Raw genomic sequence first — 17,605 nt, 5'->3', positions numbered from 1 at the left:
AACCGCGAGCGGAGGCACCCGGTCGCTGCGTAGAGTGACGGCGTGACTCAGGGTGCTTCGACGGGAACCACGGCAGACTCCGCCTATCTCCGATTCCCCCATCCGCACGGGGACTTGGTGACCTTCGTCGCCGAGGACGACGTCTGGCTCGCGCCGGTCGACGGCGGCCGGGCCTGGCGGGTCAGCGCCGACAACGTGCCGGTGACCCGGCCCCGGATATCACCGGACGGCCGGCACCTGGCCTGGACCTCCACCCGGGACGGCGCCCCCGAGGTGCACGTCGCCCCGGTCGACGGGGGTCCCGCCGAGCGGCTGACGTACTGGGGCAACAGCCGTACCGAGGTACGCGGCTGGACCCCGGACGGCCGGGTGCTCGCGCTCGGCGCGCAGGGCCGGCACAGCCTCCGGCAGACCTGGGCGCACGCCGTCCCGCTGGACGGCGGACCCGCCGAGGCCCTGCCGTACGGCCCGGTCGGCGACGTGGCCCTCGGCCCGGCCACCGTGCTGCTGTCCGCGCCGATGGGCCGTGAGGCAGCGCACTGGAAGCGCTACCGGGGCGGCACGGCGGGCAAGTTGTGGATCGACCGTGCCGCCGGAGGCGGGGAGGGTGCCGGCGAGTTCGTCCGGCTGCACGAGGACATCGACGGCAACATCGAGTGCCCGGTGTGGGCCGGGGACCGCATCGCCTTCCTCTCCGACCACGAGGGCGTCGGCGCGCTCTACTCCTCCCTCGCCGACGGCTCCGACCTGCGCCGGCACACCCCGCTCGACAGCTTCTACGCCCGGCACGCGGCCGGTGACGGCACCCGTGTCGTCTACAGCTCGGCCGGCGAACTCTGGCTGCTGGACGACCTGGAGGACGCCGAACCGCGCCGGCTGGACGTGCGGCTCGGCGGACCCCGCGTCGACCTGCGGCCGTACCCCGTCAACGCCTCCCGCTGGTTCGGCGAGGCGGCCCCCGACCACACCGCGCGCGGCAGCGCCGTCTGCGTGCGCGGCGGCATCCACTGGGTCACCCACCGCAACGGCCCCGCCCGCGCCCTGGCCGCCACCCCCGGCGTGCGCGCCCGGACGCCGCGCGTCTTCCGCGCCGACGGCGAGGAGTGGGTGGTGTGGGTGACGGACGCCGAGGGCGACGACGCCCTGGAGTTCGCGCCCGCGACCGGCACCGTGCCCGGAGCCCCGCCGCGCCGGCTCGCCGCCGGACAGCTCGGCCGGGTCCTGGAGCTGGCCATGGCCCCCGACGGCAGCCGGGCCGCCGTGGCCGCGCACGACGGCAGACTGCTGATGGTCGAACGGGAGACCGGTGAGGTCCGCGAGGTCGACCGCAGCGCCGACGGCGAGGTGTCCGGCCTCGCCTTCTCACCCGACTCCGCCTGGCTCGCCTGGTCCCACCCCGGCCCCCGCCCGCTGTCCCAGCTGCGCGTCGCGCACACCACCGACCTGTCGGTGACCGAGGCGACCCCGCTGCGCTTCCAGGACTACGCGCCCGCCTTCACCCTGGACGGCAAGCACCTCGCGTTCCTCTCCAACCGCGCCTTCGACCCGGTCTACGACGAGCACGTCTTCGACCTCGCGTTCGTGGTCGGGGCCCGCCCGCACCTGATCACGCTGGCCGCCACCACCCCCTCGCCGTTCGGCCCGCAGCGCCACGGCCGCCCCTTCGAGACCTCCGACAAGGACGAGACCCCCGACGGCGAGGGCACACCGGCCACCCGCATCGACCTGGACGGCCTGGCCGACCGGATCGTCCCCTTCCCGGTCGAGGCCGGCCGCTACTCCACGCTCCGGGCCGCCAAGGACGGCGTCCTGTGGCTGCGCCACCCCGTGCAGGGTGTCCTCGGCGCCACCCGCGCCCACCCCGAGGACCCCGACCCGCACACCGAGCTGGAGCGCTACGACCTCGCCCAGCGCCGTCTGGAGCACCTCGCCTCCGACGCCGACCACTTCGAGGTCAGCGGCGACGGCAAACGCGTCCTGCTGTGGGCCGACGGCCGGCTCCGGGTCGTGCCGAGCGACCGCCGTACCGGCACCGACGACGACGGCGACACGAGCGTCACCGTCGACCTGGCCCGGGTCCGGCAGACCGTCGACCCGGCCGCCGAGTGGCGGCAGATGTACGACGAGACCGGCCGCCTCATGCGCGACCACTTCTGGCGCCCCGACCTCGGCGGCGCCGACTGGGACGGAGTCCTCGCCCGCTACCGCCCGCTCCTGGCCCGCCTCGCCACCCACAGCGACCTGGTCGACGTGCTCTGGGAGGTGCACGGCGAACTGGGCACCTCGCACGCCTACGTCATCCCGCGCGGCGGTTCCGGCCGCCGCGCCCGGCAGGGTCTGCTGGGCGCCGACATCTCCCGCCACGAGGACGGCAGCTGGCGCATCGACCGCATCCTGCCCTCGGAGACCTCCGACCCGGAGGCCCGCTCCCCGCTCGCCGCGCCCGGCGCCGCGGTCCGTCCCGGAGACGCGATCATCGCGGTCGCCGGCCACCAGGTCGACCCGGTCACGGGCCCCGGCCCGCTGCTCGTCGGCACGGCCGGCCAGCCGGTGGAACTGACCGTCTCCCCGGCCGGCGGCGGCGAACCCCGGCACACGGTCGTCGTCCCCGTCGCCGACGAGGAGGCCCTGCGCTACCACGCCTGGGTCGCCGATCGCCGCGCCCACGTCCACACGGCCTCCGCGGGCCGCCTCGGCTACCTCCACGTCCCGGACATGCAGGCCCCCGGCTGGGCGCAGATCCACCGCGATCTGCGCGTCGAGGTCGCCCGCGAGGGCCTCGTGGTCGACGTCCGGGAGAACCGGGGCGGCCACACCTCCCAGCTCGTGGTCGAGAAACTGGCCCGCCGGATCATCGGCTGGGACCTCCCGCGCGGCATGCGCCCCACCAGCTATCCGCTGGACGCCCCGCGCGGCCCGGTCGTCGCCGTCGCCAACGAGTTCTCCGGCTCCGACGGCGACATCGTCAACGCGGCGATCAGGGCCCTGGGCATCGGCCCGGTCGTCGGCACCCGCACCTGGGGCGGCGTCATCGGCATCGACAGCCGCTACCACCTGCTCGACGGCACCCTGGTCACCCAGCCGAAGTACGCGATGTGGCTGGAGGGCGTGGGCTGGGACGTGGAGAACCACGGGGTGGACCCCGACGTGGAGGTCGTCCAGCGCCCGCAGGACTGGGTGGCCGGCCGGGACGCCCAGCTGGACGAGGCGATCCGGCTGGCGCTGGAGGCGCTGGCGGGCAGTCCCGCGAAAACACCGCCTGACATGCCCGTCTGACCGACTACGATGCCCACGGTATTGATCACAGGAGGCACACCCATGGCCGGAGAGCCGCAGAACGACTGCCTGTTCTGCAAGATCGTCGCGGGCGAGATCCCGGCGACGATCGTCCGCGAGACGGAGACGACCGTCGCCTTCCGGGACATAAATCCCCAGGCCCCGACGCACGTCCTGGTGATCCCCAAGGCCCACTACGAGAACGCCGCCGAGCTCGCCGCGGGCGCCCCGCGGATCGCGGCCGACGTGCTCGCCGAGACCAAGGCCGTCGCCGACGAGGAGAAGCTCGACAGCTACCGCCTCGTCTTCAACACCGGCAGCGGCGCCGGCCAGACCGTCTGGCACGCCCACGCCCACGTCCTCGGCGGCCGCGGCCTGCAGTGGCCGCCCGGATAGGCAGCCGTGTCCGTCCGTGAACTGGTGGTCCTCGGCACCGCCAGCCAGGTCCCGACCCGGCACCGCAACCACAACGGCTACCTGCTGCGGTGGGACGGCGAGGGCCTCCTGTTCGACCCCGGCGAGGGCACGCAGCGGCAGATGCTGCGCGCCGGGGTCGCCGCCCACGACCTGAACCGGATCTGCGTCACGCACTTCCACGGTGACCACTGCCTCGGCCTCGCCGGGGTCATCCAGCGGATCAACCTCGACCAGGTGCCGCACGAGGTCACCGCGCACTACCCGCGCTCGGGGCAGCGCTTCTTCGACCGGCTGCGCTACGCGACCGCCTACCGCGAGACCGTCGGCATCACCGAGGCCCCGGTCGCCGCCGACGGCATTCTCGCGGTGACCCGGTCGTACACCCTGGAGGCCCGCCGGCTCTCGCACCCGGTCGAGTCCTACGGCTACCGGCTGATCGAACCCGACGGCCGCCGGATGCTGCCCGACCGGCTCGCCGCGCACGGCGTCAGGGGACCGGACGTGGGCCGCCTCCAGCGCGAGGGCCGGCTCGGGGACGTGACGCTCGAGGACGTCAGCGAGGTGCGGCGCGGGCAGCGGTTCGCGTTCGTCATGGACACCCGGCTCTGCGACGGCGTGCACGCGCTCGCGGAGGGCTGCGACCTGCTCGTCATCGAGTCCACCTTCCTCGACGAGGACGTCGAACTCGCCGTCGAGCACGGGCACCTGACGGCCGGACAGGCCGCCGCCGTGGCCCGGGACGCCGGGGTGCGCCACCTCGTGCTCACCCACTTCAGCCAGCGCTACACCGACCCCGGGGAGTTCGAGCGGCAGGCGCGGGCGGCCGGGTTCGCGGGAGAGCTGACCGTGGCCTACGACCTGCTGCGGGTGCCGGTTCCGAAACGCCGGTAAAACCCCCGTACGATGCTTCGATGCCCCTCCCGAAAGCAGAACTGCACCTCCACATCGAAGGCACCCTGGAGCCGGAGCTTGCCTTCGAGCTCGCCGCCCGCAACGGCGTGAGCCTCCCGTACGCGGACACCGAGGCCCTCCGCGAGGCCTACCGGTTCGCGGACCTCCAGTCCTTCCTGGACCTGTACTACGAGCTGATGGCCGTCCTGCGCACCGAACAGGACTTCGCCGACCTGGCGAACGCCTACCTCGCGCGGGCCGCGGCGCAGGGCGTGCGGCACGCGGAGATCTTCTTCGACCCGCAGGCCCACCTGGCCCGGGGCGTGGCCATGGGCACGGTCGTGGAGGGGCTGTGGCGGGCGCTGGGCGGCAGCGAGACCGCCCACGGCGTCTCCACCAGGCTGATCATGTGCTTCCTGCGGGACGAGCCCGGAGAGTCGGCGCTGGCCACCCTGGAGGCCGCGAAGCCCTACCTGGACCGGATCACCGGGGTCGGCCTGGACTCCGCCGAGGTCGGGCACCCGCCGGCGAAGTTCCGGGAGGTCTACGAGGCCGCCGCCGCGCTCGGGCTGCGCCGGGTCGCGCACGCCGGCGAGGAGGGGCCGCCGGAGTACATCACCGAGGCGCTGGACGTGCTCGGCGTGGAGCGCGTCGACCACGGCCTGCGCTGCGTGGAGGACCCGGCGCTGGTCGAACGGCTGGTGCGGGAGCGGATCCCGCTCACCCTGTGCCCGCTGTCCAACGTCCGGCTGCGGACCGTCGACACCCTCGCCGGCCACCCCCTGCCCGCCATGCTCGACGCCGGTCTGCTGTGCACGGTCAACTCCGACGACCCCGCGTACTTCGGCGGGTACGCCGGCGACAACTTCGCGGCCGTGCACGAGGCCCTGGGGCTGTCGCGGGACCGGCTGCGCGACCTGGCCCGCAACTCCTTCCTCGCCTCCTTCCTGGAGGACGACGAGGAGCGCAGGGCCCGTTACCTCGCCGAGGTGGACGCCTACGAGTTCGGTGACGCCGTCTCGTAGGCACGCCGGGCGGGTACGGCGGGCGTCCGCACCGGGACCTCGACGACCGGGATGTCCCCGACCGGGACGGCGGCGAGCGGGACTTCGGTGACGGGGACTCCGGTGACCGGCACGTCCACGGGCGGCACTCCCATGACCGGTACCTCCGTGACCGGTACGTCCACGGCCGGCAGCGGGCGCCTGCCCGTCCGCAGTGCCACCGCGGTCATCGGCACGGCGATCAGCAGCAGCCCGGCGCCGAGCACCCGCCCCATCGCCGGGAAGCCCGCACCGGCCGCCAGCGCACTGCCCGCCAGCGGCCCCGCCGCCGTCCCCAGCGAGGACGCCGAGCCGACCAGGACCGTCCAGCGGCCGCGCGGGTCCAGGGACGCGGCCAGGGCGATCACGTAGGACAGCACGACCGGGTAGAGCAGGTTCCAGGCGATCTCGCCCGCCGCGAAGGCCGGCAGGTCCGTGGCCGCCGCGCCGAGGGCGACGCACCCCGCGATGACGGCGGTCCCGGCGCCGATGGGCAGGGCGCGGCCCAGCCGCGGGCCGAGCGCGCCCGCGCCCACCACGCCGAGGAGTCCGGCGCCGAGCGCGACCGCGAAGACCACGCCGACGGTGACCTCGGTGAGGTGCGCCTGTTCGAGGCCGATCCGGCCGCTGACGCCCCACAGGGCGTTCTGGGCGAGGGACCAGCAGGGCATCGCGACGGCCAGCAGCAGTCCGGAGCGCCGGTGGGGGAGCCGGTCGCAGCCGGCGGCCGGGCGGACCGGGGCGCTCCGGCCGGACAGGCGGCCGGTGAGCGGCCAGACGGCGAGCGCGGTCAGCGCGAGGGCGGCGAGCGGGAGGCCGTGGCCGGGGCCCAGGTGAGGGATCGTCAGGTACAGGGCGCCCGCGAGGGCGGAGACGCCGAGCAGGCCGAGGGTGGTGACCCGGTGCGGGTCACGCTGACCGGCGATGCCGCTCACGGCCACCGCCGTCACCGTGCCGGACCCGAGGCCCCCGACGACCGCGCCCGCGACGACGGCCGGTACGGCGCCGGTGAGGGCGGCGCCGCCGTAGCCGAGGGCGGCGAGCGCGAGGCCGGCGCGGGCGAGGACACGCGGGCCGGCCCGGTCGACCCGGGATGCCAGCAGGAAGCCGGCGGTCGCCGAACCCAGCAGCAGGGCGCTGCCGACGGCCCCCGCCTGGGTCGCGCTGAGCGGGAGTCCGCTGTCGAGTCTGCCGACGGTCGTGGGCAGCAGGTAGGAGGCGAGGTACCCGGCCGCGAACAGGGCGACGAGGGGCCAGGGCAGGGTGCGGGGGGCGGACACGGGCGTTCCCAGGGCAGGCGAGCGGCACGGCTCGGAAAGAAAAAGGGGGGAGGGCTGCGGCCGTCGACGGACAGGAACGCGCGAGCAAGTTGTATCAAGCACGTGGTTTCCGAAGAAGGGTGGCGCGTGTGATCTGGATCACGATGGCGTTTGCGGGTGGTGCGCGCGGGTAGGAGGCCTTAGCCTCCGTTCTCATATGTGGATGCCATTCATAAGGGGAGATGGTTGGAGGGAAGCTCGCCGGCCCGAAGGCCCTCCTCGCCGCCGGACCCGACCGCGTAGGAGCCCCCTGTGACCCGTGACCTGACCATCGCCGAGGTGCGGCTGACGCCGATCCTGGTCGCCGACCCGCCGTTGCTCAACACCCAGGGCGTGCACCAGCCGTACACCCCCCGGCTGATCGTGGAGGTCGTCACCGCCGACGGGACCACCGGGCTCGGCGAGACCTACGGCGACACCAAGTACCTGGAGCTGGCCCGGCCGCTGGCCGACCGGCTCACCGGGCGGTCGGTCATGGACGTGAACGGCCTCTTCGGGATCGACCTCGCCGTGGACGCCTCCCGGGTCGAGGGGCAGGCGGACGCGGGCGGGCTGCGCGGGGTGCAGACCGCCGACAAGCTCCGGCTCTCCGTGCTGTCCGCCTTCGAGGTCGCCTGCCTCGACGCCCAGGGCAAGGCGCTCGGCCTGCCGGTGCACGCGCTGCTCGGCGGCAGGGTCCGGGACGCGGTCGAGTACAGCGCCTACCTCTTCTACAAGTGGGACCGGCACCCGGCGGGCGTCCCCGCCGAGCCGGACGAGTGGGGCGCCGCGCTCGACCCGGCCGGTGTGGTGGAACAGGCGCGCAGGCTCCAGGAGCGGCACGGCTTCGGCTCGTTCAAGCTCAAGGGCGGGGTGTTCCCGCCCGACGAGGAGATCGCCGCCGTCCGCGCCCTCGCCGCCGCCTTCCCCGGAAGCCCGCTGCGGCTCGACCCCAACGGCGCCTGGTCGGTGGAGACCTCGCTGAAGGTCGCGCAGGAACTCGGCGACGTCCTGGAGTACCTGGAGGACCCGACGCTCGGCACACCCGCCATGGCGCGGGTGGCCGCCGGCACGGACGTCCCGCTGGCCACCAACATGTGCGTCACCACCTTCGGCGAGATCAAGGAGGCGTTCACGAAGGACGCCGTCCAGGTCGTCCTCTCCGACCACCACTACTGGGGCGGACTGCGCAACACCCGGCACCTCGCCGCGATCTGCGCCGCCTTCGGGGTCGGGGTGTCCATGCACTCCAACACCCACCTCGGCATCAGCCTCGCCGCGATGACCCAGGTGGCGGCCACGGTCCCCGACCTCCACCACGCCTGCGACTCCCACTACCCCTGGCAGTCCGAGGACGTCCTCACCGAACGGATCGTCTTCGACGGCGGCCGGGTCGCGGTGTCCGACGCGCCGGGCCTCGGCGTCGAACTGGACCGGGACGAACTGGCCCGGCTGCACCGGCGGTGGGCCGAGGACGACGGCTCGCTGCGCGACCGCGACGACGCGGCGGCGATGCGCGCCGCCGAACCGGACTGGCGGACACCGGCGATGCCGCGCTGGTGACCCGGCGCCACCCGGCATGCCGGTGCGTGGCCTGGTGCACACTGGCCGAAACCGCACCACGCCAGGGAGCGCACCGTGACGCCGTCGCACACCCTCACCGGAGAGGAACCGGAACACCTCACCCAGGCAGCCCGCTGCCAGATCCAGGTCGACCCGCTCGCCGCGCTGCGCGCCCCCGGTGACCCGCCCTGGGACGTCTACCTCACCGGCACGGTCTTCCTCGACATCATCTTCACCGGCCTGGAGTCGGCGCCGGTGCGCGGCACCGAGTCCTGGGCCCGGGGCATGGGCTCCAGCCCCGGCGGGGTCGCCAACATGGCCGCCGCCCTGGCCCGGCTCGGCCTGCGGACCGCGCTCGCGGCGGCCTTCGGCGACGACCACTACGGCGAGTACTGCTGGGACGCGCTGGAACAGGGGGAGGGCATCGACCTGTCCGCCTCGCGGACCGTGCCCGGCTGGCACTCGCCGGTGACCGTCTCCATGGCCTACGAGGGCGAGCGGACCATGGTCTCCCACGGGCACGAGCCGCCGGCGGAGGCCGTGCTCCTCCAGGAGGACGCCACGGTCCGCCCGCCCCGCGCGCGGGCCGCCGTCGCCTCCCTCACGCCCGGCCGCAGCGCGCCCTGGATCGCGCAGGCCGCCCGCGCGGGGACCCGCATCTTCGCCGACGTCGGCTGGGACGAGACGGGCGCGTGGGATCTGGCCGGGCTGGCCGACCTGGAGCACTGCGAGGCCTTCCTGCCCAACGCGGAGGAGGCCAAGCGGTACACCGGCACCGACTGTCCGCGGCTCGCCGCGCACGCCCTGACCGAGTACGTGCCGGTCGCCGTGGTCACGCTGGGCTCGGACGGCGCCTACGCGGTGGACCGGCGGACCGGGGAGACGGCGGAGGTGCCGGCCATCGAGGTGGAGGCGCTGGATCCGACCGGGGCGGGGGACGTGTTCGTCGCCGGGTTCGTGACCGGGTCCCTGGCGGGGTGGCCGCTGGCCGACCGGCTGGCCTTCGCCGGGCTCACGGCCGCGCTGTCGGTGCAGGAGTTCGGGGGGTCCCTGTCGGCGCCGGGGTGGTCGGAGATCGGGGCGTGGTGGCGGCGCGTGCAGTCCCTGCCGGGGCAGTCGCCGGCGGCGCTCCGGCGGTACGAGTTCCTCGAGGGGCTGGTGCCGGAGGAACTGGACCGGCCCTGGCCGCTGCGGCGGGCCGTCCCGACGATCGGCTTCCGCCGCTCCGGCTGACCGGGGGCTTCGCGGGGTTCGCCGTTCTTTCCCACCCGCCCCCCGACTCGGCCCGCTGAGAGGTACCCCACGGGGGCGCGGCTCGACAGCTGGGAACCGCGCGGGCGTCCCGCTCGGCCGGCTGAGCCGAGGCTCGCGGGGGTGTGGTCGGGTGGCGGGGGACAGGGGTGGATGGCTCGGCCGGCTGAGCCGAGGCTTGGGAGGCGTGACCCGGTCGGCGGAGAGGTGGCCGGTGGGACGGGCTCGCGTGGCTGGGGCGTGCGGGCGTGGCACGGGCGGCTGGGGGCGGCCGTGGGTAGCCCGATCGGCCGGGGGCACTGGTGGGGCTCGGCGGCCGGCGCGGCCCGGGGCTGGGGCGGCTGGGAAGACTGCGGCGTGTGACTCGTATGAAAAGCCCTACGGTGTTGTCAGCCCCCCGTCGTACTCTGGACAGTGCGAGGCCGCCCTCAGCTACGCGGCCGTGACGAGGAGGAAGCGCAGGCCTTAAGAGCCGGCCCATGACACAGACACCCACAGCTCGCACCCCCGCGCAGGAGCAGGCGAGAGCGCAGTTCACCGTCCCCGCCCAGCACCCCATGGTGACCGTGCTGGGTTCCGGCGACTCCCTCTTGCGCGTGATCGAGACGGCCTTCCCGGCGGCCGACATCCACGTCCGGGGCAACGAGATCAGCGCGGTCGGCGACCCGGTCGACGTCGCCCTCATCTCGCGCGTGTTCGAAGAGATGATGCTGGTGCTCCGCACCGGGCAGCCGATGACGGAGGACGCAGTGGAACGCTCGATCGCCATGCTGAAGGCGAGCGAGGCAGGGACGAGCGACGGCCTGGAGACCCCGGCCGAGGTGCTGACGCAGAACATCCTGTCCTCGCGCGGCCGTACGATCCGCCCGAAGACCCTCAACCAGAAGCGGTACGTCGACGCGATCGACAAGCACACGATCGTCTTCGGCATCGGCCCCGCCGGTACCGGCAAGACCTACCTGGCCATGGCCAAGGCCGTGCAGGCCCTGCAGTCCAAGCAGGTCAACCGGATCATCCTGACCCGTCCGGCGGTGGAGGCGGGCGAGCGGCTCGGCTTCCTGCCCGGCACGCTCTACGAGAAGATCGACCCGTACCTGCGCCCGCTGTACGACGCGCTGCACGACATGATCGACCCGGACTCGATCCCGCGGCTGATGGCGGCCGGGACGATCGAGGTCGCGCCGCTCGCCTACATGCGCGGCCGCACGCTCAACGACGCCTTCATCATCCTGGACGAGGCCCAGAACACGAGCCCCGAACAGATGAAGATGTTCCTCACCCGCCTCGGCTTCGACTCGAAGATCGTGATCACGGGTGACGTCACCCAGGTCGACCTGCCGAACGGGCAGAAGTCGGGCCTCAGGCAGGTGCAGGAGATCCTGGAGGGCGTCGAGGACGTCCACTTCTCCCGGCTGTCGTCCCACGATGTCGTCCGGCACAAGCTGGTGGGCCGTATCGTCGACGCGTACGAGAAGTACGACAGCAAGAACGGCACCGAGAACGGCGCTCCCAAGGGCGTCCGTGGCAAGGCAGGCGCCGTCAAGGGCACCAAGGGGAAGTAGACCAGCACGACCATGTCGATCGACGTCAACAACGAGTCCGGCACCGAGGTAGACGAGCAGGCGATCCTCGACATCGCCCGCTACGCGCTCGCGCGGATGCGCATCCACCCGCTCTCCGAGCTCTCGGTGATCGTCGTGGACGCCGACGCCATGGAGCAGCTGCACATCCAGTGGATGGACCTGCCGGGCCCCACCGATGTCATGTCGTTCCCGATGGACGAGCTGCGCCCGCCGTCCAAGGACGACGACGAGCCGCCGCAGGGCCTGCTCGGCGACATCGTGCTGTGCCCGGAGGTCGCCGCGAAGCAGGGGGCGGAGGCCCCGACGCGGCACTCCATGGACGAGGAGCTCCAGCTGCTCACCGTCCACGGGGTGCTGCACCTGCTCGGGTACGACCACGAGGAGCCCGACGAGAAGGCCGAGATGTTCGGGCTCCAGGCCGCCATCGTGGACGGATGGCGGGCCGAGCACGGCCTGACCGGGCCGTCCCCGGCGCCGACCGTCTCGTAGGGGCCGCATGTCTCCGCAGATCGTGATCGGCGCGATCGCGCTGGTCGTCGTGGCCTGGCTCGCCGCCTGCGCGGAGGCGGGCCTCGCCCGCGTCTCCAGCTTCCGCGCCGAGGAGGCCGTGAAGTCCGGCCGGCGGGGCAGCGCCCGGCTCGCCCAGGTCGCCGCCGACCCCACCCGCTATCTGAACGTGGCCCTGCTGGTCCGCGTGGCCTGCGAGATGGCCGCCGCGGCCCTGGTGACGTACGCCTGCCTCCAGGAGTTCGCCGCCACCTGGCAGGCCCTGCTGGTCGCCATCGGGGTGATGGTCCTCGTGTCGTACGTCGCCGTGGGGGTGTCCCCGCGCACGATCGGCCGCCAGCACCCGGTCAACACCGCGACCGCGGCGGCCTACGTGCTGCTGCCGCTGGCCCGGATCATGGGCCCCGTCCCCTCCCTGCTGATCCTCATCGGCAACGCGCTCACGCCCGGCAAGGGCTTCCGGCGCGGGCCCTTCGCCTCCGAGGCGGAGCTGCGCGCGCTGGTCGACCTCGCCGAGAAGGAGTCGCTGATCGAGGACGACGAGCGCCGGATGGTGCACTCGGTCTTCGAGCTGGGCGACACGCTGGTGCGCGAGGTCATGGTCCCGCGGACCGACCTGGTCACCATCGAGCGCTTCAAGACCATCCGGCAGGCCCTCACCCTCGCCCTGCGCTCCGGGTTCTCCCGCATCCCGGTCACCGGCGAGAGCGAGGACGACGTCGTCGGGATCGTGTACCTGAAGGACCTGGTCCGCAAGACGCACATCAGCCGCGAGGCCGAGGGCGACCTGGTGTCCACGGCGATGCGCCCGGCGATGTTCGTGCCCGACACCAAGAACGCCGGCGACCTGCTGCGCGAGATGCAGAAGGAACGCAACCACGTCGCCGTCGTCATCGACGAGTACGGCGGCACGGCCGGGATCGTCACCATCGAGGACATCCTGGAGGAGATCGTCGGCGAGATCACCGACGAGTACGACCGGGAACTGCCGCCCGTGGAGGACCTCGGCGACGACCGCTTCCGGGTCACCGCCCGCCTCGACATCACCGACCTCGGCGAGCTGTACGGCCTGGAGGAGTACGACGACGAGGACGTGGAGACCGTCGGCGGGCTGCTCGCCAAGGCGCTCGGCCGCGTCCCCATCGCCGGGGCGTCCGCCGAGGTCGAGCTGCCCGACGAGCGCCGGCTGAAGCTGACGGCGGAGGCCGCGGCCGGCCGCCGCAACAAGATCGTCACGGTGCTGGTGGAGCCCGTGCCCGTGCCCGTCGCCGAGGGGGAGACGGCCGAGTGACGCCCCGGGAGCTGCGCGCCTTGTGCCTGTCCTTCAACGCGGCCGTGGAGGACTTCCCGTTCAGCCCCGAGATCTCGGTCTTCAAGGTGCTGGGCAAGATGTTCGCCCTGACCCACCTGGACGCGCGGCCCCTGACGGTCAACCTCAAGTGCGACCCGGAGGACGCCGTTCGGCTGCGCGGGGAGCACGAGGGGCTGATCGTCCCCGGCTGGCACATGAACAAGCGGCACTGGAACACCGTGAGGGTCGACGGGGGGCTGTCGGACCGGCTGGTCCGGGAGCTGGTCGAGGATTCGTACGACCTGGTGGTGGCCGGTCTGCCGCGGGCCGAGCGGCTGCGGCTCGACCGTCCGTGAGCGCACCCGCGCCGGGCGGGCCCGCCGGGGCTTCGTATGCTCGGGGCATGACCGAGAGCACCGCGCTGGATCCCGAGGACCGCAAGATCGTCACCCTGGCCCGTTCCGCGCGGGCCCGCAACGGCGTGCCGGAGGGGGCGGCCGTGCGGGACGAGACCGGGCGCACCTATGTCGCCGGGTCGGTGGAGCTGGCCTCGTTGAAGCTGAGCGCGCTGCGTACGGCGGTCGCCATGGCCGTGGCCTCGGGGGCCCGGTCGCTGGAGGCGGCGGCCGTGGTGAGCGAAGCGGAGTCCGTGCCGGCGGAGGACCTGGCCGCCGTCGCCGACCTGGGCGGCGCCGGGACGCCGGTGCTGCTGGCCGCACCCGACGGCGCCGTGCGGGTCACCGTCTCCGCCGGCTGAGCGGTCCGCCGGCTTCCTCGCGCTGCCCCGGCTGCCGGTGACGCCGGTGTGCGCCGCCGGGGTGCCGGCCGGGGCGCTGCCGGTCAGAGCGCGTCGGGTCCGCGTTCGCCGGTCCGCACCCGGACGACCGTCTCCACGGGAACGGCCCACACCTTCCCGTCCCCGATCTTCCCCGTCCGCGCGGCCCTGACGACCGCGTCGATCACGTCGTCGGCGGCGGTGTCCTCCACCACGACCTCGATGCGCACCTTCGGCACCAGGTCGACGCGGTACTCGGCCCCCCGGTACACCTCGGTGTGGCCGCGCTGCCGGCCGTAGCCGCTCGCCTCGGTCACGGTCAGCCCGTGCACCCCCAGCTCCTGCAGGGCGGTCTTGACCTCGTCCAGCCGGTACGGCTTGACGATCGCGGTGATGAGCTTCATGCCTGCTACTCGACCTTCTGGGCGGAGGGGGAGAGGACGGACGAGCCGACCGGGGCGCCATGGCCCAGGACGCCGTGATCGTATGCGGTCTCGGCGTGCACCGTGAGGTCGAGGCCGGTGTGCTCCTGCTCCTCGCTCGCCCGCAGGCCCAGCGCCTTGTCGAGCAGCCTGCCCAGGCCGTACGTCACGCAGAAGGCGTACCCCGCGACGACGAGCACGGCGAGCAGCTGCTTGCCGAGCGGGGCGAGTCCGCCGCCGTAGAACAGGCCCTCCGTCCCGCCGGTCATCGCCTTCTGGGCGAACAGGCCGATCAGCAGGGTGCCGATGACGCCGCCGACCAGGTGGACGCCGACGACGTCCAGGGAGTCGTCGTAGTTCAGCCGGAACTTCCAGCTCACCGCGTAGGAGCAGACGACGCCGGCGGCGAGGCCCACGACCAGGGCGCCGGGCAGGGACACCGTGCCGCAGGAGGGGGTGATGGCGACCAGGCCGGCCACCGCGCCGGAGGCGGCGCCCAGGGTGGTCGGGTGGCCGTCGCGCCGCTGCTCGACGAAGAGCCAGCCGAGCAGGCCGGTGCAGCCGGCGGCGAGCGTGTTGAGGAACGCGGCGGCGGCCAGGCCGTTCGCGCCGAGCGCGGAGCCGGCGTTGAAGCCGAACCAGCCGAACCAGAGCAGGCCGGCGCCCAGGACGACCATCGGCAGGTTGTGCGGGCGCATGGCGTCCCTCCTGAAGCCCAGGCGGGGGCCGAGGACGAGGCACAGCGCCAGCCCGGAGGCGCCGGAGGTGATCTCGACGGGCAGACCGCCCGCGAAGTCCAGGGCGCCCAGCCTGCCGAGGATCCAGCCACCCGGGCCCCACACCCAGTGGGTGACCGGGACGTACACGAGGAGCGTCCACAGGGGCACGAAGACCAGCCACGCCGAGAACTTCGTGCGGTCGGCGACGGCGCCGCTGATCAGGGCGGCCGTGACGATCGCGAAGGTCAGCTGGAAGGTGGCGAACAGGACGGCCGGGACCGTGCCGTGCACGCTGTCCGGGCCCAGCCCGCGCATCCCGGCCTGCTGGAGACCGCCGATCAGCCCGCCGCCGCTGTCGTCGCCGAAGGCGAGGGAGTAGCCGGCCGCCAGCCACACCACCGTGACCAGGGCGATCGACACGAAGCTCATCATCAGCATGTTGAGGACGCTCTTCGTGCGGACCATGCCGCCGTAGAACAGGGCGAGGCCCGGGGTCATCAGCAGGACGAGGGCGGTCGCGGCGAGCATCCAGGCGGTGTCGCCGGTGTTCACGTGGGCTGCGGCGTGGGTCACGGGCGTCTCCAACGGGCGGGGGCTGCGTCAGAGGGTCACCGGTGTGCGTTTCCGGTCGCGTACGGGTGTGTTTCCGTGACGTTTCGTTGCGTGCGGGTTTCCGGAAGCTCACCGCGCGGGGTGCGCGGCGGCCGTGGTGCGGCGCCGCTCTGTGGATCAGGGAGAATGGGCGGCATGAGCGTTCGTACCCAGACTTCCGAGCAGCCGGCCGAGACCGTCCACCGCGCCGGCTTCGCCTGCTTCGTGGGCCGCCCCAACGCGGGCAAGTCCACCCTCACGAACGCTCTGGTCGGGCAGAAGGTGGCGATCACCTCCAACCGCCCCCAGACCACCCGGCACACGGTACGGGGCATCGTGCACCGGCCCGACGCCCAGCTCATCCTGGTCGACACCCCGGGGCTGCACAAGCCGCGCACGCTGCTCGGCGAACGCCTCAACGACGTGGTCCGCACCACCTGGGCCGAGGTCGACGTGATCGGCTTCTGCCTGCCGGCGGACCAGAAGATCGGCCCGGGTGACCGGTTCATCGCGAAGGAACTGGCGGGGGTCAGGAAGACCCCGAAGGTGGCCATCGTGACGAAGACCGACCTCGTCGACTCCAAGGCCCTCGCCGAACAGCTCATCGCCGTCGACCAGCTGGGCAAGGAGCTGGGCATCGAGTGGGCGGAGATCGTCCCGGTGTCGGCGGTCGGGTCCAGGCAGGTGGACCTCCTGGCCGACCTCCTGGTACCGCTGCTGCCGGAGGGACCCGCGCTCTACCCCGAGGGCGACCTGACGGACGAGCCCGAGCAGGTGATGGTGGCCGAGCTGATCCGGGAGGCCGCGCTGGAGGGCGTCCGGGACGAGCTGCCGCACTCCATCGCGGTCGTCGTCGAGGAGATGCTGCCGCGCGAGGACCGGCCCGCCGACCGGCCGCTGCTGGACATCCACGCCAACGTCTACATCGAGCGCCCCAGCCAGAAGGGCATCATCATCGGGCCCAAGGGCAAGCGCCTGAAGGAGGTCGGCATCAAGTCCCGCAAGCACATCGAGGCACTGCTCGGGACGCCGGTCTTCCTCGACCTGCACGTGAAGGTGGCCAAGGACTGGCAGCGCGACCCCAAGCAGCTGCGCCGGCTGGGTTTCTAACCGACGGTTCCCGTGGGGGTCATGTCCTGCGTCCCCACCACCCGCAGCAGTTCCAGCCTCTCGTGCGACTCCGTGCCGGGGCGAGCGGTGTGGATGATCAGGTGATGGTGGCTGTGGTGGCTCAGCATGACCTCGCAGTCCAGTTCCAGCAGGCCCACCACCGGGTGCAGGAAGCGCTTGGTGCCCGGGCGGCGCAGGGACACCTCGTGCTCCTCCCAGAGCCGGGCGAACTCCTCGCTCCCCGCACGGAGTTCGGCCACCAGGGCCGCCGGTTCCGGGTCGTCGGGGCGGGCCGCGGCCACCGCGCGGAGGTTGGCCACATGGTCCCGGGCGTGGGCCGGAAGGTCCTCCGGCGGGAACAGCGCGCGAGCCGTGGGGTCCAGGAAGAACCGGCGGGTGAGGTTCCGCTCGCGCGGCGGACGGCTGAGCGCGTCCCCGACCAGCGCCTTCGCCAGCGCGTTCTGTGCCAGCACCGCCCCCAGGTCCGTGACCACCTGCGCCGGTGAGTCGTACAGCCGGTCCAGGACCAGCAGCAGCCCCGGCCGGACATGGGCCGAGGCCGCGTCACGGCGCGGCGGCTCCTCGCCCACCAGGTGGAACAGGTGGTCCCGTTCGTCGTCCGTCAGCCGCAGCGCCCGCCCCAGCGCCGTGAGCATCTGACGGGACGGACGCGGGCCCCGGGACTGCTCCAGGCGCGTGTAGTAGTCGACCGACATCCCGGCCAGCGCCGCCACCTCCTCCCGGCGCAGTCCGGGCGTGCGGCGGCGGGCGCCGGGCGCCAGGCCCACCTCGGACGGTTCCAGACGGGCGCGGCCACGGCGCAGGAAGTCGGCGAGTTCGGCTCGGTTCACCTCTCCAGACTGCGGCA

General features: G+C 73.4%; 16 protein-coding genes. 12 read left to right on the top strand and 4 right to left on the bottom strand.

Translation table 11 applies throughout. The annotated features are described in order from the left end of the window. The first annotated feature begins 42 nt into the window (after positions 1–42). The 4 genes from ACZ5DC_RS08030 to ACZ5DC_RS08015 are packed head-to-tail and all read left to right on the top strand — an operon-like array spanning position 43 to position 5,609. Positions 43–3,276 (top strand): S41 family peptidase, encoded by a 3,234-nt coding sequence (locus ACZ5DC_RS08030; RefSeq protein WP_468650542.1) that lies wholly within the window; start codon positions 43–45, stop codon positions 3,274–3,276. A gap of 42 nt (positions 3,277–3,318) precedes the next feature. Further along, positions 3,319–3,672, top strand: a complete 354-nt coding sequence (locus ACZ5DC_RS08025) for a histidine triad nucleotide-binding protein (RefSeq protein ID WP_171156474.1) — start codon at positions 3,319–3,321, stop codon at positions 3,670–3,672. Between the two features lie 6 nt (positions 3,673–3,678). Beyond that, positions 3,679–4,584, top strand: a complete 906-nt coding sequence (locus ACZ5DC_RS08020) for a ribonuclease Z (protein WP_468650540.1) — start codon at positions 3,679–3,681, stop codon at positions 4,582–4,584. Between the two features lie 20 nt (positions 4,585–4,604). Next, entirely contained in the window at positions 4,605–5,609 is a 1,005-nt protein-coding gene (locus ACZ5DC_RS08015) for an adenosine deaminase (RefSeq protein ID WP_468650538.1), read from the top strand. On the opposite strand, the gene ACZ5DC_RS08010 is transcribed toward ACZ5DC_RS08015, so the two are convergent. Further along, positions 5,582–6,907, bottom strand: a complete 1,326-nt coding sequence (locus tag ACZ5DC_RS08010; RefSeq protein WP_468650536.1) for an MFS transporter — start codon at positions 6,905–6,907, stop codon at positions 5,582–5,584. The genes ACZ5DC_RS08015 and ACZ5DC_RS08010 overlap by 28 nt on opposite strands. A gap of 291 nt (positions 6,908–7,198) precedes the next feature. Here ACZ5DC_RS08010 and ACZ5DC_RS08005 point away from each other — a divergent pair, with 291 nt between their 5' ends. The 7 genes from ACZ5DC_RS08005 to ACZ5DC_RS07975 all read left to right on the top strand — a co-directional run bounded on the left by ACZ5DC_RS08005 (position 7,199) and on the right by ACZ5DC_RS07975 (position 13,877). Beyond that, entirely contained in the window at positions 7,199–8,488 is a 1,290-nt protein-coding gene (locus tag ACZ5DC_RS08005) for a glucarate dehydratase family protein (protein WP_468650534.1), read from the top strand. A 75-nt stretch (positions 8,489–8,563) separates the two neighbouring features. Then, positions 8,564–9,721 carry a carbohydrate kinase family protein gene (locus ACZ5DC_RS08000; RefSeq protein WP_468650533.1) on the top strand — a complete coding sequence of 386 codons (1,158 nt, stop codon included), beginning with the start codon at positions 8,564–8,566 and terminating at the stop codon, positions 9,719–9,721. 497 nt (positions 9,722–10,218) lie between these two features. Next, positions 10,219–11,301 carry a PhoH family protein gene (locus ACZ5DC_RS07995; RefSeq protein ID WP_468650531.1) on the top strand — a complete coding sequence of 361 codons (1,083 nt, stop codon included), beginning with the start codon at positions 10,219–10,221 and terminating at the stop codon, positions 11,299–11,301. A gap of 12 nt (positions 11,302–11,313) precedes the next feature. Continuing rightward, positions 11,314–11,811, top strand: a complete 498-nt coding sequence (gene ybeY, locus ACZ5DC_RS07990) for an rRNA maturation RNase YbeY (protein ID WP_189882633.1) — start codon at positions 11,314–11,316, stop codon at positions 11,809–11,811. A 7-nt stretch (positions 11,812–11,818) separates the two neighbouring features. After that, positions 11,819–13,120, top strand: coding sequence for a hemolysin family protein (locus ACZ5DC_RS07985; RefSeq protein WP_366749536.1), 1,302 nt, complete (start codon positions 11,819–11,821; stop codon positions 13,118–13,120). Continuing rightward, positions 13,117–13,476 carry an MmcQ/YjbR family DNA-binding protein gene (locus ACZ5DC_RS07980; RefSeq protein WP_468650528.1) on the top strand — a complete coding sequence of 120 codons (360 nt, stop codon included), beginning with the start codon at positions 13,117–13,119 and terminating at the stop codon, positions 13,474–13,476. The genes ACZ5DC_RS07985 and ACZ5DC_RS07980 overlap by 4 nt, the downstream gene beginning before the upstream one ends. A 47-nt stretch (positions 13,477–13,523) precedes the next feature. Beyond that, positions 13,524–13,877 carry a cytidine deaminase gene (locus ACZ5DC_RS07975; RefSeq protein ID WP_468650526.1) on the top strand — a complete coding sequence of 118 codons (354 nt, stop codon included), beginning with the start codon at positions 13,524–13,526 and terminating at the stop codon, positions 13,875–13,877. A gap of 83 nt (positions 13,878–13,960) precedes the next feature. Here the strand turns inward: ACZ5DC_RS07975 and ACZ5DC_RS07970 are convergent, their stop codons facing one another. Both ACZ5DC_RS07970 and ACZ5DC_RS07965 read right to left on the bottom strand, forming a co-directional pair. Continuing rightward, on the bottom strand, positions 13,961–14,299 hold the full coding sequence (locus ACZ5DC_RS07970) for a P-II family nitrogen regulator (protein ID WP_468650524.1): 339 nt from the start codon (positions 14,297–14,299) through the stop codon (positions 13,961–13,963). Positions 14,300–14,304: 5 nt separating this feature from the next. Further along, positions 14,305–15,609 carry an ammonium transporter gene (locus ACZ5DC_RS07965; RefSeq protein ID WP_468650522.1) on the bottom strand — a complete coding sequence of 435 codons (1,305 nt, stop codon included), beginning with the start codon at positions 15,607–15,609 and terminating at the stop codon, positions 14,305–14,307. Between the two features lie 174 nt (positions 15,610–15,783). Between ACZ5DC_RS07965 and era the strand changes: the two genes are divergently transcribed. Then, on the top strand, positions 15,784–16,737 hold the full coding sequence (gene era, locus ACZ5DC_RS07960; protein ID WP_468650520.1) for a GTPase Era: 954 nt from the start codon (positions 15,784–15,786) through the stop codon (positions 16,735–16,737). Here era and ACZ5DC_RS07955 read toward each other — a convergent pair. After that, complete coding sequence (locus ACZ5DC_RS07955) at positions 16,734–17,588, bottom strand: helix-turn-helix transcriptional regulator (RefSeq protein ID WP_468650518.1); 855 nt, start codon at positions 17,586–17,588, stop codon at positions 16,734–16,736. The two genes, era and ACZ5DC_RS07955, sit on opposite strands and share 4 nt — an antisense overlap. Positions 17,589–17,605: the final 17 nt, after the last annotated feature.

Source organism: Streptomyces sp. NPDC031445 (assembly GCF_055581365.1).
Note: the sequence above shows the minus strand (reverse complement) of the source record. Positions and strands in the feature narration are given on the sequence as shown.